This is a genomic window from Microseira sp. BLCC-F43 (assembly GCF_041929235.1).
Lineage (GTDB): Bacteria > Cyanobacteriota > Cyanobacteriia > Cyanobacteriales > Aerosakkonemataceae > Microseira.
This window is the reverse complement of sequence record NZ_JBHFNP010000314.1, coordinates 26,990-53,681: the sequence shown is the minus strand read 5'-3', so window position 1 is coordinate 53,681 and position 26,692 is coordinate 26,990. Positions and strand designations below refer to the sequence as shown.

The window sequence follows — 26,692 nt, the reverse complement described above, 5'->3', positions numbered from 1 at the left end:
CAACTCGAAGAAGTTGTCCATCACGCCGATAGGCTGGATGCCTAAAACTTTTTCCCAAATCAAAGTCAGTTGTAGTTCTAAATCGTCTCGCGGCACCACAAAATTTGCTTCTGACTCTGGCCTGGTTTGGTCAGGTGCCGGCAGGGCGCGGCGATCTAATTTTCCGTTGGGGGTTAAGGGCAGGGCATCTAGGAAAACGAAAGCGTTTGGCACCATGTATTCGGGCAGCTTCTGTTTCAGGAACCCGCGCAGTTCGTCAGCTGGAGATGGCTGCTCTTGCTTGGCAACGATATACGCTACTAGACGTTTGTCACCAGCTTCATCCTCCCGCGCCAGGACGACCGCCTGCCGTACAGATGGGTGTTGCTCCAGCACTCTCTCGATTTCCCCTAACTCTATACGATAGCCCCGTACTTTGACCTGATAGTCGATGCGACCGAGAAACTCAATGTTGCCATCGGGCAGGTAGCGGGCTAAATCCCCCGTTTTATACAGTCGCGCCCCTGGTTCTTGGCTAAAGGGGTGATTAATAAACTTCTCACCTGTCAACTCGGGGCGGTTGAGGTAGCCCCGAGCTAAGCCAGCACCGCCAATGTGCAGCTCACCCGGAACACCGATGGGCACGGGCTGAAGATGAGAGTCTAAAATATATATCTGCACGTTGGCAAGGGGACGACCAATTGTCGGCTGTGCTGGCGCTGTTTGTACGTGACACACACTGGCGTTGACCGTACACTCTGTTGGACCATAAACGTTGTAGAAACTGATCTGTGCGGTGTTGGCTAGAAGTTTCCAAGTGGCTTTGTCCAACGGTTCTCCACCTATTAACACCACAGCCGGAACCCGCTCTGGTATCTGGGTTAATCCGGCAGCGAATAAAAGCTTCAAGTGAGAGGGAGTGCAGTCCAAAAGGTCCAGTGCATTACGACTCACGTAAGACAGCAATTCATTGCCGTTGCGCCGTACTTCCTCCGGCACAATGTAGAGAGTATGACCATTGAGTAACTGAAGAATTTGCTTAACTGAAGCATCAAAGCTCAGAGGTGCGTTCAAGCTTACCCGCAGAGGAGAACGCTGGTGGCTGTAGATAGCCTTATTCAGAGCAGTCGCTAAGTTCACGGCGGATCTGTGCTGAATCATGGCTCCCTTAGGTTTACCTGTAGAACCCGATGTGTAGATTACATAGGCCAGGTTCTCAGATGTTACTTCCCTGAGCAAGTTCTCTTCGCTGTTCTCGTTTATCTTTTCCCACTCAGAGTCCAGGCAGATTGTTTGGATTCCGAGAGCGGGTAAGCGATCCTTCAGACGCTTCTGGGTCAAAAGCACTGGTACTTGAGCATCTTCCAACATAAAAGTTAGACGCTCCTGGGGGTCGGCGGAGTTCAAGGGCATATAAGCTCCCCCAGCTTTGAGGATGCCTAGCAGTCCAACCAACATCTCCAGCGAGCGATCCATGTATAGTCCCACAATTACCTCTGGACCTACTCCGAGCGCCCTCAGGTGATGCGCTAGCTGATTCCCACGGCGATTTAGCTCCCCATAGGTTAACTGTTTGTCTTCAAATACCGCTGCTACCGCATCCGGTGTCCGCTCCACTTGAGCCTCGAATAGCTGATGGATACAAGCATCCTGTGGATAATCAGTTTGGGTATTATTCCACTCCACCAGCACTTTTTGCTTTTCGCTCTCGCTGATAATATCTAACTCGCTTACTAGCTTTTCTGGAGCCTTCACAGCGCTTTTTAACAGCGTCTCCAACTCATCTGCAATCCGCTGAATTTGCTCTTTTTCGTACAATGTTTGCTCGTAGTGAACCTCTATATTCAAACACCCATTTGCTTGAATACAGGATAGTTTCAGCTTGAACCAATCTGTACATACGTACTTTTTCTCTATTGAAAATCTCACACCGCCAGCATATTCTTCCCCTGGCCATTGCTCAAAATCAAAGCCTATAGGAAATAACGAACTATTTATGCTCTCTTTTTCCCTTTCTTGAGTTTGTTCCTCTATAAAATATTCTTGCCATGCGTCATGATTATCCATTGAATTACTAATTTTTTCTAAAATTTCGCTAAATCGAATATCATCTTCAAAATTGGTATAAACAGGTATATATTTAGCGAAAAGACCAATTGACTCCTGCAAGTCTTTAGCGCTTCTACAATCAAAGAGAGTATGAACAACCACGTCCGATATTCCTGCTAGCCTCCCGAGCAGAACTTGCCAGCACGCCAGCAAGAATGCTGAAATCGACGTGTTTTGATTTCTAACGATGCTCTCAATTTCCTTAAATAGATTGGGCTTGATCTGTAAAAAAATACAGTTTGGTTGAAATCTATGGGAAACAGAATTTGACGTTTCAACATACTTTTTTTCAAAAGGAAGTAACAAATGAGGTATTTTGTCTACTTGCTGCTTGTTCCAGTACTCTTTGCCTGCTGCTACTTCATCTTCCTCAAGCCACTCATTTTGCCATTCTGAAAATTGAATATATTGCAGGCGTTCATCAATTATTTCATTTCCCTGAAGACATACTTTATAACAGTTGCTAATTTCAAATATTAGATTATTGAGACTCCAAGCATCTGCACAAATTGCTGGCATATCGAGCGTTAAAACATGCCTATTGTTTGACAGAACGAGCAAATGGAAATGCACCAGTGGTCCTTGTTTAAAATCGAAATAAACCTTTCCTTGATCTCGGAAGAAAGCATTAACTTTAGTTTCTTGTTCTCGCTCTCCTAAATCCCTCATATCTAATTCTTGGTATGAGAGTCCCATCCTTTCTAAGATGACTTGAAGCGGCATATCCATGCCTGGTAAGCGACGAAAAACTGTACGCAGAATTTCATGACACGTGATGACTTGATGCAAAGCTTTCTTCAAAATATCTTTTTCCAGCTTTCCTTCTAGGGAAACAGAACACTGGGCACGATAAGCTGAACTATTTTGTTGCAACAGCCAGAGTCGCTTTTGTTGAATAGAAAGGCTAAAACCTTCAAGCTGAAGTACTTCGTTTTTCATGATTACACCTCGTTTTCAAAACGCACTTTTATTTGTCAAGAGTTCTGCCTTCCTGGTTTTGACCAAAAGGCTCAGCCATAGCCACCAGGATATTTCGTTCTCCTACAAATGGCTCACGTCCGTGCGATCCTAACATATTGTCTAACATCAACACATCTCCTGTTTGCCAATTTGGCAAGAAAATGCCAAGGTTTCCTGATGATAAGCTTTACGTATTGCATCTAAAACAGAGGGTTCAATTGGAGAGCCATCTCCGTAGAAGGTGTTGAATGGCAACTCTTCTTGCTTAACTGCTTCCAGCATTTTTTCACGTACCGATAGCTCTAAACTTGATATGTGGAAAAAAACAGCATGATTGAACCAAACTATTTCACCTGTCTTAGGGTGCTGTCTGATAGCTGGACGAACTTGCCATGTCTTTAGACGATTTCTCTCCTGCCACTCAAACTCAATAGAAGCCTTACGACAATGCTCCTCTACTACTGCTTTATCATTAGTTAAGAAAACTTCTTGCCATGGCAGACCTAGTCCATTTCCATAGTTTCTAACATACATCACTTTTTTTTGGCTAAATTTCTCTACAATTTGTTGATCTAGCCGCTGAAAAACTTTCCGACTGTCAGCGAGTGGTGTTCTTCCTCCCTCCTGAGACGGTTGAATGCAGCAAAACCATATCTTCATTGGCCTATTGAGAGTATAGGATTGCTCATTGTGTAAAAGAATATGCTGCTTTGCAGGATGAGCGGTCGATGTATATATTCCGCTGCTTAACTGAGTACGCGGCGATGAGCGTTCACCGTATTCAATCAACTCAGAAGAGATAGATAGGACAAAATTCTTAAATTTAGACCCAGAGTTTATATTGAAATCCCGAAAAAGTATTGCTCCATCTTTAAATAACTGTTTTTCTAAAAAATCACGGTTTTCTTTGATCCACTCTACTACATTAAAATTCTTGACATTTGGCTGAATTACTCCAAGTGAATTCTCTCCTATTTTTAGATAATTACTTTTAATTATCTTTTTCTCTGAACCCCTCATATGTTTGGCTTTGAATGCCGTCAATTTGTTCAAACTGTAATTGGTTTTTTTCTCTCCATTCATATTGTTATCCCTTTGACTAATCCTCTGATTTTAAATAGCTATTCTGACAGACACCCAGTTTCTGCAAGTAGTGCGCCAACTGATTCGCTTTTGCATTCAACTCCCGATAAGTCAACGGCTGCGAATCAAACACCACCGCTACATTATAAGGCGTTCTCTCAACCTGTTCCTCAAACAACTGATGAATGCACTTATCTTTGGGATAATCTGCCTCAGTATCATTCCACTCCACCAGAATTTTGTGACGCTCCTGCTCAGACAGCACAGGCAGATAACCAACTCCCTGGGTAGGTTCAGCAACAATACCCTGTAAAAAAATAGCAAACTGCTCTTGCATCCTGGCAATGCTGTCACCATCCAACACCTCAGTATTATAGAACCAACAGCATTCTTTCCCCTCTGACGGAATTATCAAAGTCAGCTCACTCCCAGACTCACCTTGGCAATCCTCCAGTCTTTCCACCCGCTCTACAACCACCGGAAATATCCGCTCGCCACCCAACTGGGGCAACTCTCGCAAAGCTGGATACCTTGCCACCACATCTCGCGCATAAGTCCAGTGAAGTTTAGTCAACTCCACCTGCTGCCTCAAAGCTGCAAAAACTCCCTCAAAACTTTGAAGGCAATCTATATCTATCCGACAAGGCACATAGGAAGCAAAAACATCTTCCACTCCCACCAATTCCCGTTGCCATTCGATATCTCTAAATCCGATATCAAAACATTCAGTTGAGCCAATTCGAGCCAAATAAGCCACAAAAGCAGCGAACAGGAATTCCCCCGGATTCCAATCCGGATAACCCTGGGCCAAAAAAGCTGTCACCTCATCCGATACAGGCATCTTTACACACCCATACCGCTTCGGTGCCAAAGGCAACGCCATCCGCTGTGCATAAGAAATTGTAATCGGTTGTGGCGCCCCCAGTCTCTTTACCCAAAAAGCCTCGTGTTGAGCAATTAACCCATCCAACCGCTCAATCCGCTCTGCCTTATCCGACTCAATCTCACCAAACCGATAGCCAACTTGCAACCCAAATCTGTCAACTAGATCAAAAAGCGATCGCGTTTGACCATCCATCGTCAGCACCTGACCCAGCGCCATATCGTAACTTGCTGTAGCCACCCTCAAAAAACTAGGTTCAATTGCCGTTACCGTCCCCGGAGGCGACTCTGACTCCTGAGCCAGAACCTCCACCTTAGAGACAACCAACAACTCACTCCCAATCGCCAACTTTGCTAAACCCAATGGATTGGGGTACGAGCCAAAATCCAAACCCATCACAACAGCATCGATATCCCAGGCACAACAATTAAAACAGAGAATACCACCAGCCAACAGCCTTTGCAATCGCGGAAAATAGGTTCGCTCATCTAAATTTTGCTGTTTCGCTAAGACTCGAGCGCTTGCCAGCCGATCAATTAACTCTTCCAACGAACGAATCGCCGCCTCATAACACTTCCCATTCACAGTAAAAGCCGTCTCTCCATCAGCAATATCGATTTGCACCTGCTTCAGGATATCGCCTCCAAGAGCCAGAGCGATCATCACATGCCATGTCACCCCATGCACCTTCTCCTGACTGATTAAAGCCCAGGATGTAGCATTAACTCCCGCATATTTTGGTAAGGGAGCATCATGGAAGTTAATCGCCTGCTGGCGCGGTAATTTCAAAATTTCTTCAGGTAAAAGGTTGTTGTTAACAATGCTAAATAGGTAATCAAAAGGCTGCTGGCTTAAAATTTCTATAATATTCTCTCTTGGCTGTATGTAAAATATATCTTTTTCCTTAGCCCAGTCGCGAATCAAGGCATCAGCGGAGATTATACCCAAGAGCTGATGACTGCGTTTTAAAAGAACTTCAGCACATTGAATGGGTAAACTGCCTTTTCCACTCAGAAAGAAACTAAAATGCGACTTATTCTCTGTCATATCCGTTTCCTACAGCAGCAATGTGCAGCCTTCTACTGATAGAATATTTAGCCTTGGGGCTTCCACTTCACTCAAACTGATGCAGAAACCTCCACTCCTAGTCGAGCGATAGGGAAACACCTTTAGCTCAAAGGCTAAAGTGAAAAATCGGCACTTTCCCTGGGATACATTTGCAGGGTAAATGAGGAACCCGTAGCACTTAACCCTAACTAAATAGCTGTCAGACTAAAAGCCTTGCCATCTCGTAAATAGCTAAGTAATTTCTTGCTATGGTGTTTAAAAAAGTAGTATTAACGTACGAACATTAATTCCTCCTATCAGCAGCGAAGCTGCATCCGCTACAGATGCAGTGTGAAAATCTTGTGTTAATTATCAGTAGAAACAGAGTTATCTTAATTCAAACAAGCACCCTTGTAAATAACTTAAGCCTTTTATTTTTTTCTTGTGTTAAATTAATTAGCGAAAGCCTAAGCTGTGACTTACTCCCCCGTAAACTTGATTTATTTCTGCCCAAATTAACAAATAAACCTTTGAGTGTCTAGTCTAAATTTACAAAATATTACATAGTCAAATTTACTGTTGTAGCGTGTATTTAGCAAATCTTCCGACTGCGAGTTTATACAGAACCTGGTTTTAACCTATATCTTCTAAAACTTGATGCAACTTGTTTGAGCAAAAAGCAACAGAAGGATAAGTTAGAAAATTAAGAGTATAAAAAATTACCTTTCACTCTGATAAGCGACAGATAGTTGTTGTCTAATCGGTTAGAGGAGTTTAGCAGTTCAGGGGGCGACAAGCGCCCCAAAGGCTTATGCTCAAAGGGCAAAGCCCTTCCAGCTTCCCCCTAAAATACCAAGCTTATTAACAATGAAACCGACAGAGATAGGAAAACAACTACCAGTCGTAGCCTGTGTGTGGTAAAAAAGAACGGTCTTATTGTTTGAACAAGACCGGGATTTCAGTTGGGTAGGGCGAAAGCGTTGTCGCTAATTTCCCCTCTCAGAACCGGACTGCTCATCTCCGAATTAAGACAGCCTGCCTTTTGTCAATGAGTCAATGTACTTGAAATCTGTTTTAACTTTCGGTGGGGGTATTTCCGGGATATTACTTTGAGCAGAATGTTCTCCCTAAAGCCAAAAAAGAATATCCTAAATTGTCGGAAGTTCCGTCCCAGGTGCTGCAAACAACAATCAGGCGACTTCATGATGCCTGGGATTTCTTTTTAAAGAGGGGTTATGGTTTTCCCAGATGCAAAAAGTATGGACAATTAAAATCTATCCTGTATCCGCAGGTGAAAGCCAATTGCCTTACAGGATGGCAGATTGCACTCCCAAAACTTGGTTCTATACCGATTAACCTAGATCGACCAATCCCAGAGGGATTTGCGATCAAACAGGTGAGAATAGTCAAGCATAGTGGTGACCTGGGAAGCTGTAATCACGATAGAGTCAGACGGATCGATTCTGGAACCACAACCTCACGGTCATGCTATTGGAGTTGACCTGGGGTTGGAGAAGTTTTTGACAACCTGGGATAAAGAGTTTATCGGTAGACCGCGATGCTTTGTGGATCAGCTTGCGTCGGATCAAAGTGCTACAACGCAGGTTATCTAGGAAGAAGAAACGGTCATCAAACTACGAGAAAGCTCGGCTCAAGGTTGCCAGACATCATAACCACATCACTAACACGAAGAAGAATTTCCATTATAAAACTGCTCATCATCTTTGCGACCAGGCTGGAACGGTAAACCTTCTCGGATATTGATTTCCAGATAATGGGTAAAGGGGTCAGCAACAACAGCCAGTTTTTTAGCAGCAGCGGGGCGGTTTTGCAGTTCTCGGCGTTGAATGGCAACAGTAGAAGCGCAAGCAAGGGTAATAATTTCGTTTTGGATTAATAAAGGCGTGTAAGAATTGGATTCGTTTGTATCTGCCACTCGCCGGGGATTCAAATCCCCGGCTAATAGCTGAATTCGGTTAAAACCGACTGAAAATTGTGGGGAATTAGTTTGTTTTAACGGACTTTCGCTATCAGCCATGAAATTGATTTCCGGGCGGGGTGAGAGGAGAAACGAAAAGCCTTCTGAATCATTGATTTCCCGGTGATATCAATGGGAAACCGACATCTTTATATTCCCAGGAATCCGCAATGCCGCAAAGCGAACATATTGCAATACCCCATCCCCAACAATCAGTAAACGTTTGTTTCCCAATTGATTGGCGACAGGGGCGAGAAGCATCTGACTCAGTGGCAGTCCGCTTGCTAAATTAGCGGCACTATTGGGAGTGAGAGATTGGCGGAAAGTTTGGGCAGCGGCTTCAATTTCGCTGCGTTTAGGAAGTACGTAACTGGTGATGCTTTTTTTGGTGACTGCCCAGAGATAACTGCGCTTTTCGCCAAGGGAATATTCTAAAAGTAGAGTATCGTCATCGAGTACCTGTTGTTGAATCTGTTGTAGGTTTAGGGGTTCGGGATATTTGAGTTCGGCGTAGCGGGGACTGGTAGTGCGAATTTGGGCTTCGAGTTGTTTGATTTGAGCAAGAACGGTGTCAATTTTTTGTTTAATTTCATCTAGTTATTGTTCGGTATGCTGACTGCTAACAAGTTGATATTTGCGATGTTCAAAGGCGTTGAGTTGTTGTGGCAAACTGCGTTCTTGTTCTAACAGTTTGGGGTCAACGCCTTGGCGGATATCTGCCTTAGCTTCCCTGAGGAGTTCGAGGAGACTTCTGGCGCGAGAACTTTCGCTGGCGTGGAGTGCTTGGGCATCATATCCTTTGGATGGGTTTTGTTGATGCAGTTGCATTAAAATATCGATATATGTTTTATAAATATGTTGTTGTAAACAGAAATAGCCAGTACAAAAGTCTGGAATGATTAAATAATCTCGGAACTCTTCGACAATCTCAATGGCTGATTGATATTCAATCAGTGCCTCTTGCAGATTGCCTTGTTTACTCTTTAAAACAGCTATATAGAAATTGTCAGAGTTCTGATAATTCTAACGCCATCCCTCAGAGAACAATTGATAAACTCACAGCCAAACCCTTAATTTTAATCGGACAAACTTGGCAACCAAGGCAGATCCGTAATCCCCGGATCGTAACCCAATTGACTCAACAGAGTCGTTAATTGACCGCGATGATGAATTTGATGGTTAAACATATGCGTCACCAAAACCCAAGTTGGTAGAACGCGAGTTTTGCCATCCACATTGCTGGTATATTCAAACGGTTGAGCCAGCCATTTTGGGGAAAGCGTCTTCGACCATTCAATTATTTGCCGATCCATCAATTCTCGCTCTTTGCGAAGCTCATCGAAATTGGCATATAACTCCTGACCCAATTTAACCGCAAAACTTTGTCCGGTGAAGCGTCCCATCCACGCGCGATCGCCATGAAGTATATGCTCTAATGTCCCGTGAATTGATTTGAAAAACGCACCCAGATTTTCTTTCCGTTTTTCCTCCGGTATTTCTGCACAAATGGCATAGAGTTTTTCATTCATCCATTGGTTATACTCTGCCATTGTTTCGTAGTAGCTGCTTGCATTCATTTTCCTATTGCAGTTTCTCAATTTTGGACTTACCCACGACGATCCTAGAAACCGGGTTTCTTGCGGCGGACTCTAGTGACAAAGCCACGATTTTTCACAGAAACTTTGGTGATGGCGGCGGACTCTAGTGACAAAGCCAGGATTTTTCACAGAAACTTTGGTGTTTGCGTAAGTCCTGAATTATTAGCTTTTGTTTGCCCCTATTTTCCCATAAAAAAAGCTCAAATGGATAGTCTGACTCGCTCATATAAAGCAAGCCATCAGAAACCTGGTTAACTTGCCTCGCCCAATTCCCCAATCGCCATGGGGTGGGGATTGATAGCGACGGGGCGCTTGCCCCCATCTCTATTTGGAATAGGCGAAAGAATTTGGTAAACTTGTATTGGTCGAGTACCCATCTGACTGTCTGGAACAGAAAGGCTAATTCCTTACGTAGCGGTTCTAAGCTTGCCGCAGAAACAGCAGAGATCAGAGAAAGAACTTCTCCCGCTTCTCGCCATTGCAGAAATCCAAGAGAAGTTGTACGGAAAGAAACTAACAACCTGTGGAAGACGGGTTGCTGCCAGTGGTAAAAACAGTTTCTTTCAACCTACCTATTTCTCCTTAAACCTACTCAAAGTAGATGAGATTGATCTGTATTGACAGTGGTAGTAGAATGTAATTACGCTTGATTAATGCGGGTTGTTAAGGCTATGATTTTGGCGTGAAAACCATAAAACACCTGGCACAAATTAATCATCAACTACAATTAAATACTTCATACCTACTGGTCGCAAACTCTAACTGGGGAAAAGTGGTCAAGGCTGATTGTTGAGCTATCATCCGAGCAATCAGCAATCCGCCATTACGCGCTTCTTTTTATCTTGAGGAAGTTACACCTTTGACTTGGACTGGCGCTAAATATATGCGGCATGAGTAGATTTAGGTAGGTTGTTAGAAGCGGTAGTAGAGCAATCTGCTACGGGAGTTAGGTTCGGCGCGAACAAACCTCCTCCGGACAAGTAAGACCACGATCGTACTAGGTACGAACTGCCTCGGAAGTCCCTAACGTGGCATTGACCGATGAAACAGGAAGCCCCATCCGCCTGTGGGGTGGGGTACTTCACTCTCGTCGCAACGGCGGTGCAGCTTCTACAGTTTCAGCTGAATGCTCCCGCTGAATTTCCCCAGTAAAAAACTGCTTCAGGCGTGAAGCAAAGCGACGCCAGCGGCGATAGTTCCTGCGGACAACATCCAGGAGAAAGTAAGGTACCCGCAAGGCCAGTGGCGATAATATGGGACGATACAGCCAGTAATAAGCTTTTTTCAAGTCATCCCACTTTGAGCATTTTTCCTCTTGAAGGAAGTCCGAGATATCTACGACGAGTCCCCTACCTTCGTACATCATGACATTGCGACCGTGAATGTCATGGGGATACAGACCGCGCCTGCGGGCATAATCCAGCGCTTGGTCGATGTCCTCTATAACCTGCTTTGGTATCCGTTTACCAAGGTGGATACAGTCGTAGAGGGTCACTCCATACAACCGCTTGAGGATTAAGAAGCCGTTTTCGGCATAAAAACACTCGGAAAAGGCTGGATGGGAACCCAGACGGCGATAAACCTCTACCTCTTCCTCAAAACCTGGACGGGAGGGGGCATAAATTTTTACTACCTGTTCTGGGTAGTCAGGGTGATACACTACCACAGCGTAGTTCCCCGCTCCCAGGAGCCGCCAGGGTTCGGGAAGGTGGCGGACTATCACCGGGTCATGAGGATCGACGCTTTCGATCCCTAAGCTGGGAAGTAGCTCAGAGCGGACACTTTCGACGAGGCGATTGATATGCGATCTATCCATAGTACTTTTAACTTCAACAATTTAACCCCGATTTCCGACTAAACGGGCGATCGCTCCTTGATCCCAATGCACCAGGAGGAAATTACCCAAGAAATTTTACGGCGCCAGCTACCCTCGTCAGATGCTAAACTCCGATACATCAAAGCAACTCTAAACCAAATATAGATTAGGCGAGGGCCCAGGCAGACTAAATGCCAATTTTCTGGCTTATAGTTATCCATAGTTATTCATGGTGCTGATATTGACAGATTGGTAATTTTATGGTATTTTAGCGAGAGTGCAGGAAAACCAAGGCCAAAAATTTTCGTCTTTTGTAAACCACAGTCGATTAAAACTGACCAGCCTATAAAAAGGTAGATCGTTTTACCACGATTCGTTAAATTGGTTGAAACGGGTTTTACCAACCAATTCTCGGGGGAACACGAAATGTCTCGTTAAACCCGCCCCTACTTCAAAAACAATAGTTTGACAGCACCAAAGATAGGGTGGGCTACACCCGAATTTACGCCTGTGGACAAGAAGGATCCGACTCCCTTGGTGGAAGCAGGAAGCAGACCCTCTAGAAATTACTTCTGGTTGAATGGTGAAGCTTAGATAAGTTTAGCCAAGTTTTGTATAGCACATTCCCGTACTGGGAAATCTAAACTAGAATGGTATATCTGTTCTAGTGCTGACGAAGAGAACATAAAATATTTAAACCTCATACCCTAGAGGCGGATAATGGTTATTGCATCAAACGATACCGCTGGCAAGCAAAAAGCCCTGAACCTGGTACTGAACCAAATTGAGAAGCAATTTGGCAAAGGGTCAATCATGCGCTTGGGAGACGCCACCCGCATGAAGGTGGAAACCATCCCCAGCGGTGCGCTGACTTTAGATATAGCGTTGGGCGGTGGGTTACCCAAAGGGCGCGTAATTGAAATTTATGGTCCGGAAAGTTCGGGGAAAACGACGCTAGCGCTGCACGCAATCGCAGAAATGCAAAAAGCAGGCGGCGTCGCAGCATTTGTAGATGCGGAACACGCCCTCGACCCCACCTATGCCGCAGCATTGGGGGTAGATATTGACAATTTGTTTGTCGCCCAACCAGACAACGGGGAAGCAGCTCTAGAAATTGTCGATCAACTGGTGCGTTCTGCGGCGGTTGACATCGTAGTCATTGACTCGGTGGCGGCGCTAGTCCCCCGCGCTGAAATTGAAGGCGATATGGGCGATGCTCACGTAGGTTTGCAAGCGCGGTTGATGAGCCAAGCATTGCGTAAAATCACGGGTAACATCGGTAAATCCGGCTGTACGGTAATCTTCCTCAACCAACTGCGCCAAAAAATCGGCGTCACCTACGGCAACCCAGAAACGACGACTGGCGGTAACGCGCTCAAGTTCTACGCTTCGGTGCGCCTGGACATTCGTCGGATTCAAACGCTGAAAAAGGGTTCGGAGGAATTTGGCAACCGCGTCAAAGTCAAGGTAGCCAAGAATAAAGTCGCCCCCCCCTTCCGCGTCGCCGAATTTGACATTATCTTTGGCAAAGGCGTTTCCAAGATGGGTTGTATTGTCGATATCGCGGAAGAAACCGGCGTGATTACGCGCAAAGGCGCTTGGTATAGCTGCAACGGTGACAATATTGCCCAAGGGCGGGATAACACCATTAAATACATGGAAGAAAAGCCTGACTTTGCTAAGCAAATCGAACAGCAGATTCGCGAAAAACTAGAGAAGGGAGCCGTCATTTCCGCCAATTCGGTGACTCACGGTGGTGCTGAAGACGAAGAGGAACTATTAGTAGAAGAAGAAGAAGAATAGTCTCAAAGCTTTCTAACCGTAGGGCATTTGCCCTACGGTTAGAAGCAAAGCGCTCTGCTTACCACGAATCCATTAGTTTCGCTCTGCTGGCATCTGTTGGCTGAAAAAGCGGTCTAAAATTTCTGATTGCACCGACGAACTCAACTGCGACAGCGAAGATTCAGAGGGCGGTTCTTCTTTGAGGCTATTGAGCGGCGGCAAAGAGTCTGTGTCTTTAGATTTCTCACCGGGCAGGGGTGGAGTCACATTAGCATCAGATGCAGCCATTGCCTGGATTTTAGCCAGGATTTCTGGCGGTGTCGCTCTTAACGTTTGGGTAGTTTGACAGCTAAAAAAGGAAATCGCCACACTGCCCAAACGAATTTGATCGCCATCTTTGAGCAACTGCCGCTCAAAAACTGGTTCGCTGTTGACAAACGAACCGTTGGTGCTGCCCAGGTCAATTAGGTAGTATCCTTGGTTGGGAACGTACTGAATCGCGGCGTGGACGCGAGACATGCATTGCTCTAGAATCGGTATGTTAGCACGGCGATCGCGACCTAGGATCCACACCCCCTCTGGTTGAAACAGTCCCTGGGTTTTACCATCCAGCAAGTTGGTAATCAGATAGGGTCGCCCATGATGTATTCCTGCCTGCACGTAAGCGGGTGCTGTACCCCTAACAGATGGATTCCCTACGTTTTCTAACCGCAGAATATCATCCAAAAGGCTGCGATGATGGTGGTAGAGCTTTAAAAATACTTGATACAAACCAAGCCTGTTTTCTAATTCCATATCTTGAGACGACTCCAAGAGCGATGATATTAATGCCGTCGTTGAATGCGGGTCAATCATGATAAACCAGCCGTTTATTCTAAAATTGCACGGGAAAATCCAGTTGTTGTTGCTGTTGGTTTGTCATATTTACCAAGGATGGCGTCATTCAATCACCCAGCACTTGACAACATTGCTACAGTAAGTTATTGTAACTATTCGACCGCTTTGCTGACCCACAAAGTGCAGTCGATAAACTAACCACATCTTAGGTTAGAATGTTCCCAGTCTGTGTCCCGCACAACTACTGAATCATCTTAAATTTTTGGCAAAGTTGAGCAAAAAAAAGAGCGGCAAAAAAAAGAGCGAGCTAGGGCTTTTTCGCAATTTACTCAGCGTTTATGTCATAATTTTATTATTAAACAATATGCTGAAAAAAATTATTAAATAATACCCTGAGTTTTGGGCGCGGCTCTAAATAGATCTTAATAAAAACTGAGATGGGGTAGGTTAAACCGAGGGTCGTCTATAAATTTTCACCCAGCCAGCAACTGATGCGTTCCCAGAGCGTGCCCCAGGCATATCGCCAGCAGTCACCAGAACGCATCTTTTGAATGCAGGTAACAACCCCTCAAGAAAAATTTGGCACGCCGAACACAGAATTTAGCGGCTATATCCCCCCTATTGGGTTACTTGCACCTACACCCTATTGCCAGCCAGGATTTGACCCATCTTTAGCTGTTGCCATCGATGGCGTCAACGGTGAGTTGAACTTATTTAAAGTTTATTCTCCTGATACCGCTGCGGGTGCTTTCCCCTGCCAAATAGCAGCATATGGCTTGCTAGGCTCAGTTTTGTATTTGATCAGATTGGCTAGTTCCTGCAACTGAGAGATCGCCTCAGCACCCTCTAGCTTCATCAGTTCTCGGTCGTCGCGCATCTCTGTCCAGGTGATGCCGTAGTCCGACACTAAAAATCGAATCAGATGATTTTCCCCCAAGCTGACCATAAAAGAGGCGCTTGTCATTTGATTCCCGCAGGTATAGCAGGAAGCTGGATATCCTCTCCGCTCTAGCACGATCGCTAGGGCTTGGAGGTTCATCACCAGATCTTGGACAAATTGTCGGTGTTGTTCTGCCAATCTGATAAACACGGTATTCCTCCAAACACCACACCTAATTTTAGACCTTTTTATATTTTTTAAGATTTCTACACTTTAAAATTTGTTATGATCCGCCATAAATCTTGTAACCTATAGGTCTATAACCTTTTTAACTGACTCGCCTACGCAGCAAAGTAGCAAAACGCACATTTCCCTAAATCTACTTGGATCTTAGACCCCAACAACCTAGAGTGGGTTCTGTCTGGCGGGGGAATGTGGGAAAGGCGTCAGCTGCCATAAAACTATGTCTGGCATCAGTTGCGCCAGACTCAGTTAAGTGGGTTGCCCGGTTGTAGCGGGTTTTAATCTACCTGCCACCAGCCGAAGGCAGGCCCAATAAATCGGATCGTTACCCAGTAAACAATTAGAAGAATAATGCCGAGCCAAGTACCACGGTTAGTTAACTTGGCAAACCGTTCCCCTTGGCTTTTGGTGATTGGCAGCCAGGGAAGGATAGTAGATTCTTGACCGTATTTTTCTCCCAGTGCTTCTTTACGACGTTTAGATTCGCCCATGACTCGTTGCGGTGAAAGTTCAACTTTGGCTTGATGATAGCGTTCACTTCAAAATTGTGGCTAGATTTTCACAAAACGACAACAGTGGGGTATATGTAAGTTGCTAGGTACATCCAACGACCCTGGTAATGGGTAATGGGTAATCGGTAATTGTCAAGAGTAGGGGCGGGTTTGACCTGCCATCACCTTTGTTTCTGTGAAAAATTGTTGAGCCAGGAAAGAGATCGTGGTCGAAACCCGGTTTCCGATCAAAGAAACCGGGTTTCTGTGCCAAATTGTTGAGCCAGGAAAGAGATCGTGGTCGAAACCCGGTTTCTTTTCTGGTTAAAGTGTGCCCCTACTGCCAATCAATCCAATTACCAATTACCGAGCCTCAGAAACCCGGTTTCAGCGTCAGAAACCCGGTTGATTCGGAGATTTCTCGCTGTCAAACGCACGATTTTTCCGATCACCTTAGTTTCTTTAGCGTCAAACCCACGATTTTTCCGATCACCTTAGTTTCTTTGCCGCCAAAGCTAATAACTAGCAACTTGAGTTAGGTAGTATTATCCGGATCGCTACCGAACAAGCTCTTGTCTAAATAGTTAATCCGGGCAAAGGGGCTGAGGGCAGCGAGTACAAGATTACCGTAACTGCGGTGGATGGCGCGAGTGTCAAACAGGGCAACGACACCAGCAGATTCTCGCACGGGGGCGATGGCGCGCTGCAAAAAGCTTAAAGCTTCTGGCAATAAATATAAGCGAAACCAATCTAAGCGTTGCTGCTTGTAATAGGCAACGCGACCCGCAACGAGGGGATTTTCTAGGGAGGGAATGGGTAAAGTGGCGATCGCGATCGCTAAGGGGGCGGGCAAAACGCCTTGATGCTGCCGCCAGAATTCCCACCCGGTGACCAGAATACCGTTGTCATCCAAACAAGTTTTTTCCACTTGCACCCGCGAACCAAACTCAGCCGCCAGGGTAGCAGCCACAATCGCCTTCAGCGGTACATCGCCGACTAGCAGCACCGTCAGTCCCCCAACGGGTGCGATCGCCAACAGCAACTTGCGGAATTCTTGCAACAGCGCTGTCTGAAATTGCGGCGTGTTGGGCATGGGTAGCCCATCGGGCAGATACAGTTTAATCAGTTCGCTGTTGCGGTCTGGAGCAAACTTCAGACAAGTTAAATCTCCCAATCCCATCCGTTGACGGTAGATCGGTGCTTCTGCATCTAACTCCAAAGCACCGCCAATTAACACCACCGGTTGCAACTGCCAAATCTTGCTCAACGCGCAAGCGACCTCCAGCGGGCCGCAATACAAGGAAAACTGACCCAAAGGGCGAGCAATTTCTGCCCAGATTAGCTGTCCTGGAGTGGAAAACCGCTGCCAGAAAATTTTCCAGGCATCGGGTAAATGTTCAATAGCTCGATCTTTCCACTCTTCGGCACAGTTGCTTTCCCCATCAGGGGCAGTTGCTTCCTCCCCCAGATTTTCATACAAGCGTTTGATGATATCTTGCTCTGATGTTTCAATCAGACAGCATTCATAGGGGTTAGGGGGATGCTGAAAAACCGCCTTAGTTAGTTGTACCCGCGCTTCTCGGATCGCCTCTGCTTTATCCGGACAAGCTAGCATCAACTGTTCCCAGTCTTGGGGTTGAATGCAGGCAGTCAGGGCGTTTCGCGTCCAATCTTCCAGATCGTCAACGCCATCGAGAATCGTGGGAATGCCAGTGCCAAACCGATTTTGCCCTGTTAAACGATCTTGTAACCAAACTTGGGGAGTCACCAGCAACAGTCCCTGAAAATCGGCATCGGGCAAAGCATCCCCCATGCGAATTGGCTTAGAACTCTGTATCCACTGACGCAACTGGGGAATTTCCACCCTAACGAGACGCTGCTGAACGGCTTCCGCAGCGACTAAGATCGCAGGTCCAGGCCAAATCAGCGCCGGTGTCAAGTAACTCAGGCGATATCTGGCATAGCCGCCATAAACTCCCACCTGCATCAGGGCGCTGCGCCCCAGCCGCAAAGCGCGTGCTACCAGCCTTGCCATCGTCAAATGATGGGGCCAGTGGGGTTCGCCTGCCTCGCGCAGAAAGGCGCGGAGTGAGTTGTGGACTTCTGCCTCTATCACCTGACGACTTTAGCAATTGTTCGACTGTCCTTTATTTTGGCACAGCCAATAAAAAGACCTGCTGGCTTGGGGGGCAGTGGAGACGTGGAGAAATTCCCCGTGTCAGCGCGTCACCGCTTCACCGCGTCGTCTTCCGGATGCCCCATGCCCAAGGATATTAACGCCGCCTGCTGCCGAAGCCGCTGCTCGCAGGACGTCCGCTGCCGAAGCTGCTGGAACCGCGCCCATAACTGCTGGGACGGGATTTATCGGAGGAGCGCAGGGTACTGGAACCGAAACCGGAACCTGTGGGGCGATCGCTTGTATTAACGCGCGGACTTGTCCGCACGGTTGAGTCGCCAGAAGGATAGCTTCTGATCCGACCCGTGGTGCGGAGATAGGCGGGACGATTTCTGACTGCGGGTGGCGGCGTTTGGTAACGGGTTTGATACTGGTTGACGGCTTGGTCATAAGTGCTGCCATATCCGCCAAAGCCAGTCATAACCGTCGCACCGGGTTGATAAACCGGCGGCACGTAGTACTGGGGCCTAAATAACATATTGCCGACCACACTACCCGCCACAGCACCTGCAAACGGTGCCCAAAAGCCGCCAGATTCCTGACGTACAATCACCGTTTGGGGTTGTCCGGTTTGGGGATCGGTTCGGGTTTCGCTCACCGCGCGGACGTACTCGATTTTGAAGTCTTCAGTCAAGTGCAAAGACGCTTGATTGTTGTCAATTTTGAGATAGCTCTTTTTACCGGCAGAAACTTCTTCCGGTGTCAGTCGCGCCATCTGTAAATTGCTGGTGCGATAAGTTGGGGGAGTACCCGCAGGTGTATTGAGTAAAAACAAGGTGTATTCCCCATTGGCATCGCTGTAGCTGGCTTGTTGCACTGCATACTCGCCGCTACTCAGGTTGGAGCGACTCTGGGGCCCTACCGCGACATTTTGGCTCGGGGGTTGTTGTGTGGTTGAGTTAGAACCGCTACAAGCAACGGTTGTCCAACACAAGGTCAGCGTTAGGAATATTACTGCGATTTTACGCATCCGGGATGAGTAAGCAATCATGAGAATTTCACAACAGGTGGCAGATCGGTTAATTATTTACCACGACGAGGGTTCAATTTGACGCCAACTCCCAGTTAGAGCGGAATTAATTCCGGGAAATGCTGTAACAGTTGGTCGCTGGTTAATTCATCTCCCAATTGAGCGGGTGAGAAATGAACTTGAATCGCTCGCAGGGTTTTTTGATAGTGTAAGTTAATCAACGCCTTTAATCCGGCTTTGAGTGCGGCGATATTCGCCAAATCCGTTTCTAATTGCGGCACTTCGCCTTCAACGGCTACTGTTATCATCAGAATTAGGTTGCGAGTCACTGGCAAGGAGAATGTATCTCTCGCTCCTCCAGGTGTTCCCAGGTCTGGTTCGCTGAGGTAGCGTTGCGCCGAGTCGGTAAACAAATCGTTGAAATAGTTGCCCGCTTCGCCTTCGTCCCACAATACATCGCCTTCGTTGGCGGCTGATTGCCAGTAGGTATCGTACTGCAATAGGCTTTCGCAGATTTCGACCAATCCTTCGCCTAAGACTTCTAATTCGCCTTCCGAGTCGATTGCCTGCCTTGCGACTCGATTCATGACGCCCAGGAGGGGCGCTACTTGGTCACCGGCTAGGTGGATAAACAGGCGACACACGACAAAGCGAGTTTTGCCCATCGTTTTCCGCAAGCCATCGCGCCAATCACTCATGATTTTTCCCTCACAAAATACCTCGTTTGGCAGCCCACCCCTATTAGGGGTGGGAGGTTCACAGGCAACTGCTAGTTGCCGTCAAAGAAAAGGCAATTGCTGCCGACTCCCTTGCGGGGTAAAGTTAGCCTCGACAACGTTCAGGGTCGGTAACTCTCCAAACGACACTGACTTAACCGATAAATCTGTTTAATCGTTCGGTTCTAGAGCAAGGGACGGGCTACGCATCCCAAGGTAGGTTCACAGAACGCTTGCCCTAAACGTATTATGCGAGATACTTACAGGACTTAGGCAAAAAAACCCGGTTTCTCGGAAAACTCCTGGGTTTCCAGTGGCGATATTGACGCATCACCTTTGTTTTTGGCCCCGCGTGCGCTGTCGCAAAAAAACCCGGTTTCTCGGAAAATTCCTGGGTTTCCAGTCGCGAGATTGACGCATCACCTTTGTTTTTGGCCCCGCGTGCCTAAGTCCCGACTTAGTCTGGTCAACTGTGGGCTTCACGGCTGTGAAGCCCCACCCCTAATAGGGGTGGGTCGTTGACAACGCGCTACAATTTATTCGCGCTTTTAGTTTACTTCAAATCTATTTTAATTTTATCGATTCGCCAGGGTTGCTTGGGTCTATAATTGGGTTGATTTTTCGCCTCAAACCTGCTATGTTTCCATCGGAAATTTTTTGATAAAATCAATCAGCATACTCAGGGGCGGTAGGGTAAATGCCATCGGCTCGATGGACGTGACTAGATCGGGACTGTTGAAACTCGATGCTTTAACCAGACGTTTGCCAAAATCCGGGTGATGATAAAGGCTAAAAGTCTGGGAAGTCGAGTTGGTTAAAACTGTATGGGTCGGCGCTTTGAAAAACTTCTTTTTTTCCGTCCTTAACTGAGTATTTAACACCTGAATCTCAAAAACTTCGCTGACTGTTTGATTGAGAATTTTACTCAGGCTTTGTATCACTTTAAAATCTTTAATTTCCAATTTTTCCGCTCCAGGGGATTGAAGCATTTGCATTAAAGCGATGATGGTTTTTTTGGTTTGACTTGCATCTTCAAAGGGTAAAATTGCTACGAAAGCGGTAGCAAATAATTGAATTTCGTTGTCGATGGCAAACGTCAGGAGAGTGCGGCGGCGGCCTACTTTAATACTGGGGGGTTGGGAAAGTACCGAGTATTGTTGAGAGAGTTGATAGTAGGTAGCAGCTAAGGTAAAGTGAGCTTCTTGGTCTAAGGGTGCGTCGATAATAATTTGTACTGTGGGTAAGGTTTGATGAAAAAACCTTTTGGCTTCTTCTTCGCTGTTGAAGCGTTGGATTTGGCTGCGATCGCCATTCGCACTTAAATCCACCCACTCGCAGATCATGCCTTCTGTTTTCAGCCCGAAGCGCGCAACGCCATAAATTTTAGACCCGGTGATAATCGCTCCCGATAGATCGGCGTCGGTCATATCTGCCCGGATCAATCGAGTTTGCGTCAGGTCTCCGTAAACCAAACTGGCATTCTGTAAGTTGGCGCTGCTTAAGTCGGCTCCCATTAAGTTGGCACCGCTCAATTTGGCTTCGTTCAAGTCTGCCCATCTCAGCACTCCCCCACTCAAATCCACCCATCTCAGATTTGCGCCACTCAAGTTGGCTCCACTCAAGTTGGCGCAGCTCAGATTTGCTTGTCTGAGATCTGCATCTCTTAAATTAGCTGCGCTGAGGTCTGCTCGGTTGAGATCGGCTCCGTGCAAGTTAGCCCCTTCCAAGTCGGCTTCTGTGAATGAGCTGCCCCTGCCGTTAGCCTGATTCAGGTTAGCCCGAGTTAGGTTAGCCTGTCTTAGCCTTGCTTCTCGGAAATCTGCACCGTTGAGATCTGCACCGCTGAGGTTGGCTTTGCTGAATTCGGCGCGGATCAGTTCCGCTCTGATTAGTGCAGCGCCCGTCATATCGGCGCTGGTAAAGTCAGCCCGAATTAAGTTGGCGACGTTGAGAATTGTTCTCTTTAAGTTGGCTCCGCTCAAGTTTGCTCCGCTCAGTCTGGCGACGTTGAGTTTGGCATCACTTAAGTTAGCTCCGCTTAAGTTGGCGCCGCTTAAGTTTGCTACGCTCAAATTTGCCCTGCTCAAATTTGCGCCGCTCAAGTTGACGCCACTTAGTTTAGCTTCGCTTAGATTGATACCAGCAAAGTTTCTTTCTCCTGCTGCGTATTGGTTTAGCAGTTCTTCTACTTCCATTCGGGCTACCTTGTCAGCAGATAGATAGTTAAAGATTGTCTGTGTTTCTGATTTTAAATCCTATCACTTTATCATAACATTTTTTTAACTTGTCTACCCCCTGGTTAAAACTTTTAATTTTATTCAATGAAAGCTGCTGAGGAAATTCAACAATCCAGGCCTTGTCATCCGGGGGTTTTTTTGTGGTTTGATGGCGGTTTCTTGGGGGTAAGCAATCAATGCCACTGAACCGCTCAAACGTTTGCCAAAGCTAGGATGATCGTATATATTTAAAGCTTGATCGCTAGAATTTGTTAAAATAATCTGCGTTGGCGTTTGAAAAAATTTCTCTTTTCTGGCCTTAGTTAAACCTTCCTCTGTTTTAACTTTTTCTAAAATTTTAACTACTTGTTCTAGAGCGATCGCGATTTTTTCTAACCAATATTGCTCTTGGATGCCAATGGATTCTTCGTCTGCTTTAACTTGGGACAACGTGAGGAGATTTTTCTGAGCGCTCGCAGCATCTTGAAACGGAAATATGGCAAGGTAAGCCGTGGCAAACAATAGCTCGTCGTTGTCAATTTTAAAGGTTAAAGTTGTTCTGCGATCGCTGACTTCAATGCTGGGTGGACGACTGATGACGGGGTAGGCGACTGCGAGTTGATGGTAAGTGAAAGCTAAGGCTAAGTTGGCGTCTTGGTCGAGTGGGGCATCAACGATAATGCGGACTGTGGGTAAAGTTTGAAGAAAAAACTTTTTGGCTTCTCCTTTTGAGAAGCGGTAAATTTGGCTGCGATCCCCATCGGGACTCAAGTCCACCCACTCGCAGATTAATCCTTCTGTCTTGAGACCGAAACGCGAAGCCGCATAAAGTTTGGCTCCGGTGATGGTGGCGCAGGTTAAATCGGCTCCCGCCCAATCTGCCTTAATTAAATTGGCGCTGCTTAAATCCGCGTGAACCAGACTAGCATTCAACAAATTAGCGTGGCTCAAGTCTGCTCCACTCAAGGAGGCGCCGCTCAATTTCGCTTCGCTCAGGTTAGCCCAACTCAAATTTACCCCGCTTAAGTCCGCCCACCTCAAATTCGACCCGCTTAAGTCAGCACCGCTGAGATTGGCTAAACCAAGATTGACTTGTCTGAGTTCCGTCCCTCTGAGGTCGGCTGCGCCCAGATCGGCTCGATTCAGTTCCGCCCCGTGCAAGTTGGCTTCTTGCAAGCTAGCTGCGGTCAACAAAGCACCTCTGAGATTCGCTTCGCTTAAGTTGGCGCCCCTGAGGTTAGCAGTCCTCAGCGTTGCTTCGCCCAGATCGGCTCCTGTGAGGTTAGCGCCGCTGAGGTTAGCGCCGCCCAGATCGGCGCGCATCAGTTCGGCTCTGATCAGGGAAGCACCCATGAGTTCGGCTGCGCGTAAATCGGCTCGAACTAGATTCGCCACGTTGAGAATAGCACCGCTCAGGTTAGCGCCACTCAGGTTAGCGCCGCTGAGTTTGGCAACGTTGAGTTTAGCACCGCTCAAGTTGGCGCCACTCAGGTTGGCACCACTCAGGTTGGCGACGCTCAGGTTGGCGCCACTCAGGTTGACGCCGCTCAGATTAATGCCGCTCAGGTTAGCCTCGCTCAGGTTGATAGATGCAAAGTTTCTGGCCCCCGCCGCGTATTTCTGTAAAAATTCTTCGACTGTCATTATGGCTACCTTGAAAACATCCTCACTGGATGCTCGGGACTAACCCCGACCGGGCCAACAAATTCGAGTACCTCGATTATAGACATAGTGTATGAGGATTACCATTGATGACCCTGACTAAACAGTTGGATAAATATGTTACTTCCTTTTTAAGTATGGGATGTATACAGGGACGCTGTTGATCCGCATCGGGTACTGTGGCAAAAAAGATTAGGTACTCTGGGTAGGGGAAGCGGAACAGAGAACAACAAAGCGTGGCATTCAAGTCCCCGAACAGGAACGCCTCAATCGATACCTGCCGAAGAACTTTAGCACGAGCATGGGTGAAATGCTACAAGTCTTTTCTTGAGCGTCCCTATTTCCTATTGTTAACCACAAGCGGAACAAAGCTACAACTCTTCAATACCCCAGATTAATCTATGTCGTTTTTTTGGCAGCTTAAACAAGTTTTGGTGGGTAAATCGTTGCCTACAAGCGCTCATGCCGAAGAACGATTGACTAACGCCGCCGCACTGGCGGTGCTTTCGTCGGATGCGCTTTCGTCGGTAGCTTACGCGACGGAGGAGATTTTACTGGTGCTGGTGGCTGCTGGTAGCTTAGCACTCGGTTGGTCGATTCCGATTGCGATCGCTATTATCCTGCTACTAGCCATCGTAATTTTCTCCTATCGCCAGACAATTCGCGCCTATCCCAAAGGCGGGGGATCTTATATTGTCGCCCGGGAAAACCTCGGCCTAATTCCAGGGTTAGTTGCAGCGGCTTCGCTGATGATCGACTATATCTTAACCGTCACAGTGAGCGTTTCTGCCGGAACTGCGGCGCTGACTTCCGCAAAACCGGAATTGCAACCCTACACAATTGAGCTTTGCTTAGTTTTTACGCTTTTAATCATGGTGGCAAATTTGCGGGGAGTCCGCGAATCAGGCCAAATTTTTATGATACCAACCTATGGGTTTATCGCTGGTGTTTTTGTCCTGATTGGGATTGGTTGCTATAAAATATTTACCGGCTACGTCCCTCCTATTTATCCCGATGTTCCCATCAAAGAATCCCTGGGTTTATTTTTCATTTTGCGGGCTTTTGCTGCGGGGTGTACGGCGCTTACCGGAGTAGAAGCAATTTCCGATGGAGTTTTGGCGTTTAAACCGCCTGAATGGAAAAATGCTCGCCTTACCTTGCTATTTCTGGGGGAAATTCTAGGAATTATGTTTGTAGGCATTACGTTTTTAGCGAATGCCTATCATATTGTTCCCGAAGCAGGACAAACTGTAGTTTCCCTGTTAGGACGCCAAATTTTTGGCAATAACAGTTGGGCTTACTACTTTCTGCAAGTCGCGACGCTGTTAATTTTACTGTTAGCAGCCAATACCAGTTTTGCCGATTTTCCCAGACTTTGTTACTTTTTAGCCCGCGATGGATTTTTACCTCGACAGTTAGCATTGTTAGGCGATCGCTTGGTCTACGAAAATGGTATTATGGTTCTCAGCTTCTGTGCGGCGGTTTTGTTGGTAATCTTTAAAGGAGAAGTCAGCGCCGTGATTCCGCTTTATGCGGTGGGGGTATTTACTTCATTTACCCTGTCCCAAGCAGGGATGGTACGCCACTGGTTTAAGGAAAAAACTGCCGGGTGGCGAGCTTCTGCTGCGATGAATGGAGTGGGAGCGATCGCAACAAGCGTCGTTCTCGCTGTCATCATATCAACCAAGTTTTTCTTGGGTGCTTGGTTAGTTATCTTAGCGATTCCTTTAGTAGTCGGTTTATTTGTAGCGATTCGCCGTCACTATAAATATGTGGCACAACGTCTCAGTATCAGTGAAATACCGGCGAGGAGTTTCATTCCCAGACCTAAATCGGAAGTCGCTAACCACCCAGCAGTCGTTGTAGTTGGCAATCTCAACCGAGGAACGGTAGAAGCACTTGATTATGCTCGCAGTATTGCCGATGAAATTGTAGCGGTTCACGTCGATATCGGTTCAACTGACCGAGAAAAACTGCAACAGCGATGGCAAGAATTAGAACCCGATATTCCTTTGGTAATTTTGGATTCTCCCTATCGTTCGGTGGTTTCTCCCATTGTGGATTTTATCGGCAAGTTTGAAGCGCAACATCCGGGGGTTTTATCGACTATCATTATCCCGGCTTTTGTGACGCGGAATTGGTGGGAAAATCTTCTCCACAACCAAACTACAATTTTCTTAAAAGCTGCTTTGAGAACGAAGAAAAGCCGCGTTGTTACGACGGTCAGATATTATCTGTAAATTGGTAATAGGTAATGGGTAATTGGGAATTGCTAATTGCTAATTGCTAATTGTATAGTGAATTCAATCCAAAATCGTTTTAAGACTCATTACCCATTACCCATTACCTATTACCTATGAACGTTGGCATTGTTGGATTGGGATTGATTGGTGGTTCGCTGGCGTTAGATTTGCGCCCAAAAGGTTATCGGATACTGGGAGTCAGTCGCAAAGAAGAAACCTGCAGGGCGGCGATCGCTCGCGGCATAGTAGATGATGCCAGCACCAATCTCAGCTTTTTGGCAACAGCTGATGTTATCTTTATTTGTTCTCCAATATCATTAATTGTTCCAATAGTCAAGGAATTAATTCCCCATCTTTCGGTTGAGGCGATTTTGACCGATGTGGGGTCTGTAAAAACGCCAATCGTTCCAGAAGTTAGCGAGATTTGGCCTAATTTTGTCGGCGGACATCCGATGGCGGGAACCGCAGAAAGCGGTTTAGATGCGGCTATATCGAATTTATTCGTGGGCAGACCTTATGTGTTAACACCGATTGAAACAACGCCGCCAGAGGCGGTTAAAACTGTAGAAGAAATCGCGGGAAGTCTTGGTTCCCAAATCTATTTTTGCACGCCAGAAGACCACGACCGCGCCGTTGCTTGGATTTCCCACTTACCAGTAATGATCAGCGCGGGGTTAATAACTGCTTGTATGAACGAAACCGATGGGGCGGTTTTAAAATTAGCCCAAAATTTGGCAAGTTCTGGTTTTAAAGATACTTCGCGGGTAGGAGGTGGAAATCCAGAATTGGGAGTGATGATGGCGCGGTACAATCGCGGGGAGTTGTTGCGAAGTCTGCAACAATATCGCCACACCCTCGACAAATTGATCGATGATATTGAACGGGAAGATTGGGAAGCATTAGAACAGCAACTGAAGCACACCCAACAAGCACGACCTCAATTTTTGGAGTAATTACCGATTCTGTAATCCAAGAGAAGTGTGAGGAAATTGACGAGTAATCTAAAATCTAAACCAGTAGTAG

At 46.6% G+C, this 26,692-nt stretch carries 20 protein-coding genes; 4 read left to right on the top strand and 16 right to left on the bottom strand.

What is annotated here, in order from left to right; genetic code table 11:
- The 3 genes from ACE1CM_RS42265 to ACE1CM_RS42255 all read right to left on the bottom strand — a co-directional run.
- Positions 1 to 3,027, bottom strand: a 3,027-nt coding sequence (locus tag ACE1CM_RS42265; protein WP_374885286.1) for an amino acid adenylation domain-containing protein, incomplete at its 3' end; no start/stop codon positions are given.
- 147 nt (positions 3,028 to 3,174) lie between these two features.
- On the bottom strand, positions 3,175 to 4,131 hold the full coding sequence (locus ACE1CM_RS42260; RefSeq protein ID WP_374885285.1) for a TauD/TfdA family dioxygenase: 957 nt from the start codon (positions 4,129 to 4,131) through the stop codon (positions 3,175 to 3,177).
- 16 nt (positions 4,132 to 4,147) lie between these two features.
- Positions 4,148 to 6,061: a formyltransferase family protein gene (locus tag ACE1CM_RS42255; RefSeq protein ID WP_374885284.1), complete on the bottom strand. Its 1,914-nt coding sequence runs from the start codon at positions 6,059 to 6,061 to the stop codon at positions 4,148 to 4,150.
- A 1,590-nt stretch (positions 6,062 to 7,651) separates the two neighbouring features.
- Between ACE1CM_RS42255 and ACE1CM_RS42250 the strand changes: the two genes are divergently transcribed.
- Positions 7,652 to 7,825 (top strand): transposase, encoded by a 174-nt coding sequence (locus ACE1CM_RS42250; RefSeq protein ID WP_374885288.1) that lies wholly within the window; start codon positions 7,652 to 7,654, stop codon positions 7,823 to 7,825.
- On the opposite strand, the gene ACE1CM_RS42245 is transcribed toward ACE1CM_RS42250, so the two are convergent.
- The 5 genes from ACE1CM_RS42245 to ACE1CM_RS42225 form a co-directional block, all read right to left on the bottom strand.
- Positions 7,743 to 8,099: a hypothetical protein gene (locus ACE1CM_RS42245; RefSeq protein ID WP_374885290.1), complete on the bottom strand. Its 357-nt coding sequence runs from the start codon at positions 8,097 to 8,099 to the stop codon at positions 7,743 to 7,745. The two genes, ACE1CM_RS42250 and ACE1CM_RS42245, sit on opposite strands and share 83 nt — an antisense overlap.
- A gap of 537 nt (positions 8,100 to 8,636) precedes the next feature.
- On the bottom strand, positions 8,637 to 8,867 hold the full coding sequence (locus ACE1CM_RS42240; RefSeq protein ID WP_374885283.1) for a hypothetical protein: 231 nt from the start codon (positions 8,865 to 8,867) through the stop codon (positions 8,637 to 8,639).
- Between the two features lie 248 nt (positions 8,868 to 9,115).
- On the bottom strand, positions 9,116 to 9,616 hold the full coding sequence (locus tag ACE1CM_RS42235) for a DinB family protein (RefSeq protein WP_374885282.1): 501 nt from the start codon (positions 9,614 to 9,616) through the stop codon (positions 9,116 to 9,118).
- A 124-nt stretch (positions 9,617 to 9,740) separates the two neighbouring features.
- A complete protein-coding gene (locus tag ACE1CM_RS42230) occupies positions 9,741 to 10,157 on the bottom strand; it encodes a nuclease A inhibitor family protein (protein WP_374885281.1) in 417 nt (138 codons plus the stop codon).
- Between the two features lie 561 nt (positions 10,158 to 10,718).
- Entirely contained in the window at positions 10,719 to 11,453 is a 735-nt protein-coding gene (locus ACE1CM_RS42225; protein ID WP_374885279.1) for a serine/threonine protein kinase, read from the bottom strand.
- Positions 11,454 to 12,173: 720 nt separating this feature from the next.
- Between ACE1CM_RS42225 and recA the strand changes: the two genes are divergently transcribed.
- Positions 12,174 to 13,256, top strand: a complete 1,083-nt coding sequence (gene recA, locus ACE1CM_RS42220; RefSeq protein ID WP_374885278.1) for a recombinase RecA — start codon at positions 12,174 to 12,176, stop codon at positions 13,254 to 13,256.
- A 72-nt stretch (positions 13,257 to 13,328) separates the two neighbouring features.
- Here recA and ACE1CM_RS42215 read toward each other — a convergent pair whose 3' ends face one another.
- From ACE1CM_RS42215 to ACE1CM_RS42180, 8 genes are all read right to left on the bottom strand, one after another.
- Positions 13,329 to 14,090 (bottom strand): FHA domain-containing protein, encoded by a 762-nt coding sequence (locus tag ACE1CM_RS42215; protein ID WP_374885276.1) that lies wholly within the window; start codon positions 14,088 to 14,090, stop codon positions 13,329 to 13,331.
- 703 nt (positions 14,091 to 14,793) lie between these two features.
- Positions 14,794 to 15,162 (bottom strand): DUF1815 family protein, encoded by a 369-nt coding sequence (locus ACE1CM_RS42210; RefSeq protein WP_374885274.1) that lies wholly within the window; start codon positions 15,160 to 15,162, stop codon positions 14,794 to 14,796.
- Positions 15,163 to 15,473: 311 nt separating this feature from the next.
- Positions 15,474 to 15,686, bottom strand: coding sequence for a DUF2839 domain-containing protein (locus ACE1CM_RS42205; protein ID WP_374885272.1), 213 nt, complete (start codon positions 15,684 to 15,686; stop codon positions 15,474 to 15,476).
- A gap of 535 nt (positions 15,687 to 16,221) precedes the next feature.
- Entirely contained in the window at positions 16,222 to 17,802 is a 1,581-nt protein-coding gene (locus tag ACE1CM_RS42200; protein WP_374885270.1) for an ATP-dependent DNA helicase, read from the bottom strand.
- Between the two features lie 157 nt (positions 17,803 to 17,959).
- A complete protein-coding gene (locus tag ACE1CM_RS42195) occupies positions 17,960 to 18,853 on the bottom strand; it encodes a hypothetical protein (protein WP_374885268.1) in 894 nt (297 codons plus the stop codon).
- Between the two features lie 74 nt (positions 18,854 to 18,927).
- Entirely contained in the window at positions 18,928 to 19,530 is a 603-nt protein-coding gene (locus ACE1CM_RS42190) for a DUF1517 domain-containing protein (protein WP_374885266.1), read from the bottom strand.
- Positions 19,531 to 20,183: 653 nt separating this feature from the next.
- Positions 20,184 to 21,743, bottom strand: a complete 1,560-nt coding sequence (locus ACE1CM_RS42185; protein ID WP_374885265.1) for a pentapeptide repeat-containing protein — start codon at positions 21,741 to 21,743, stop codon at positions 20,184 to 20,186.
- 123 nt (positions 21,744 to 21,866) lie between these two features.
- Positions 21,867 to 23,408 carry a pentapeptide repeat-containing protein gene (locus tag ACE1CM_RS42180; protein WP_374885263.1) on the bottom strand — a complete coding sequence of 514 codons (1,542 nt, stop codon included), beginning with the start codon at positions 23,406 to 23,408 and terminating at the stop codon, positions 21,867 to 21,869.
- Positions 23,409 to 23,827: 419 nt separating this feature from the next.
- On the opposite strand from ACE1CM_RS42180, the gene ACE1CM_RS42175 reads away from it, so the two are divergent.
- Both ACE1CM_RS42175 and ACE1CM_RS42170 read left to right on the top strand, forming a co-directional pair.
- Positions 23,828 to 25,666, top strand: a complete 1,839-nt coding sequence (locus ACE1CM_RS42175; protein WP_374885262.1) for an APC family permease — start codon at positions 23,828 to 23,830, stop codon at positions 25,664 to 25,666.
- A 116-nt stretch (positions 25,667 to 25,782) separates the two neighbouring features.
- Complete coding sequence (locus ACE1CM_RS42170; protein WP_374885261.1) at positions 25,783 to 26,622, top strand: prephenate/arogenate dehydrogenase; 840 nt, start codon at positions 25,783 to 25,785, stop codon at positions 26,620 to 26,622.
- Positions 26,623 to 26,692: the final 70 nt, after the last annotated feature.

What these genes read in the sequence shown, in the direction of transcription:
- ACE1CM_RS42260 (WP_374885285.1), bottom strand. Translation starts at nt 4,131, where the DNA reads ATGAATGGAGAGAAAAAAACCAATTACAGTTTGAACAAATTGACGGCA.
- ACE1CM_RS42255 (WP_374885284.1), bottom strand. Translation starts at nt 6,061, where the DNA reads ATGACAGAGAATAAGTCGCATTTTAGTTTCTTTCTGAGTGGAAAAGGC.
- ACE1CM_RS42245 (WP_374885290.1), bottom strand. Translation starts at nt 8,099, where the DNA reads ATGGCTGATAGCGAAAGTCCGTTAAAACAAACTAATTCCCCACAATTT.
- ACE1CM_RS42240 (WP_374885283.1), bottom strand. Translation starts at nt 8,867, where the DNA reads ATGCAACTGCATCAACAAAACCCATCCAAAGGATATGATGCCCAAGCA.
- ACE1CM_RS42235 (WP_374885282.1), bottom strand. Translation starts at nt 9,616, where the DNA reads ATGAATGCAAGCAGCTACTACGAAACAATGGCAGAGTATAACCAATGG.
- ACE1CM_RS42225 (WP_374885279.1), bottom strand. Translation starts at nt 11,453, where the DNA reads ATGGATAGATCGCATATCAATCGCCTCGTCGAAAGTGTCCGCTCTGAG.
- recA (WP_374885278.1), top strand. Translation starts at nt 12,174, where the DNA reads ATGGTTATTGCATCAAACGATACCGCTGGCAAGCAAAAAGCCCTGAAC.
- ACE1CM_RS42215 (WP_374885276.1), bottom strand. Translation starts at nt 14,090, where the DNA reads ATGATTGACCCGCATTCAACGACGGCATTAATATCATCGCTCTTGGAG.
- ACE1CM_RS42205 (WP_374885272.1), bottom strand. Translation starts at nt 15,686, where the DNA reads ATGGGCGAATCTAAACGTCGTAAAGAAGCACTGGGAGAAAAATACGGT.
- ACE1CM_RS42195 (WP_374885268.1), bottom strand. Translation starts at nt 18,853, where the DNA reads ATGATTGCTTACTCATCCCGGATGCGTAAAATCGCAGTAATATTCCTA.
- ACE1CM_RS42190 (WP_374885266.1), bottom strand. Translation starts at nt 19,530, where the DNA reads ATGAGTGATTGGCGCGATGGCTTGCGGAAAACGATGGGCAAAACTCGC.
- ACE1CM_RS42185 (WP_374885265.1), bottom strand. Translation starts at nt 21,743, where the DNA reads ATGGAAGTAGAAGAACTGCTAAACCAATACGCAGCAGGAGAAAGAAAC.
- ACE1CM_RS42180 (WP_374885263.1), bottom strand. Translation starts at nt 23,408, where the DNA reads ATGACAGTCGAAGAATTTTTACAGAAATACGCGGCGGGGGCCAGAAAC.
- ACE1CM_RS42175 (WP_374885262.1), top strand. Translation starts at nt 23,828, where the DNA reads ATGTCGTTTTTTTGGCAGCTTAAACAAGTTTTGGTGGGTAAATCGTTG.
- ACE1CM_RS42170 (WP_374885261.1), top strand. Translation starts at nt 25,783, where the DNA reads ATGAACGTTGGCATTGTTGGATTGGGATTGATTGGTGGTTCGCTGGCG.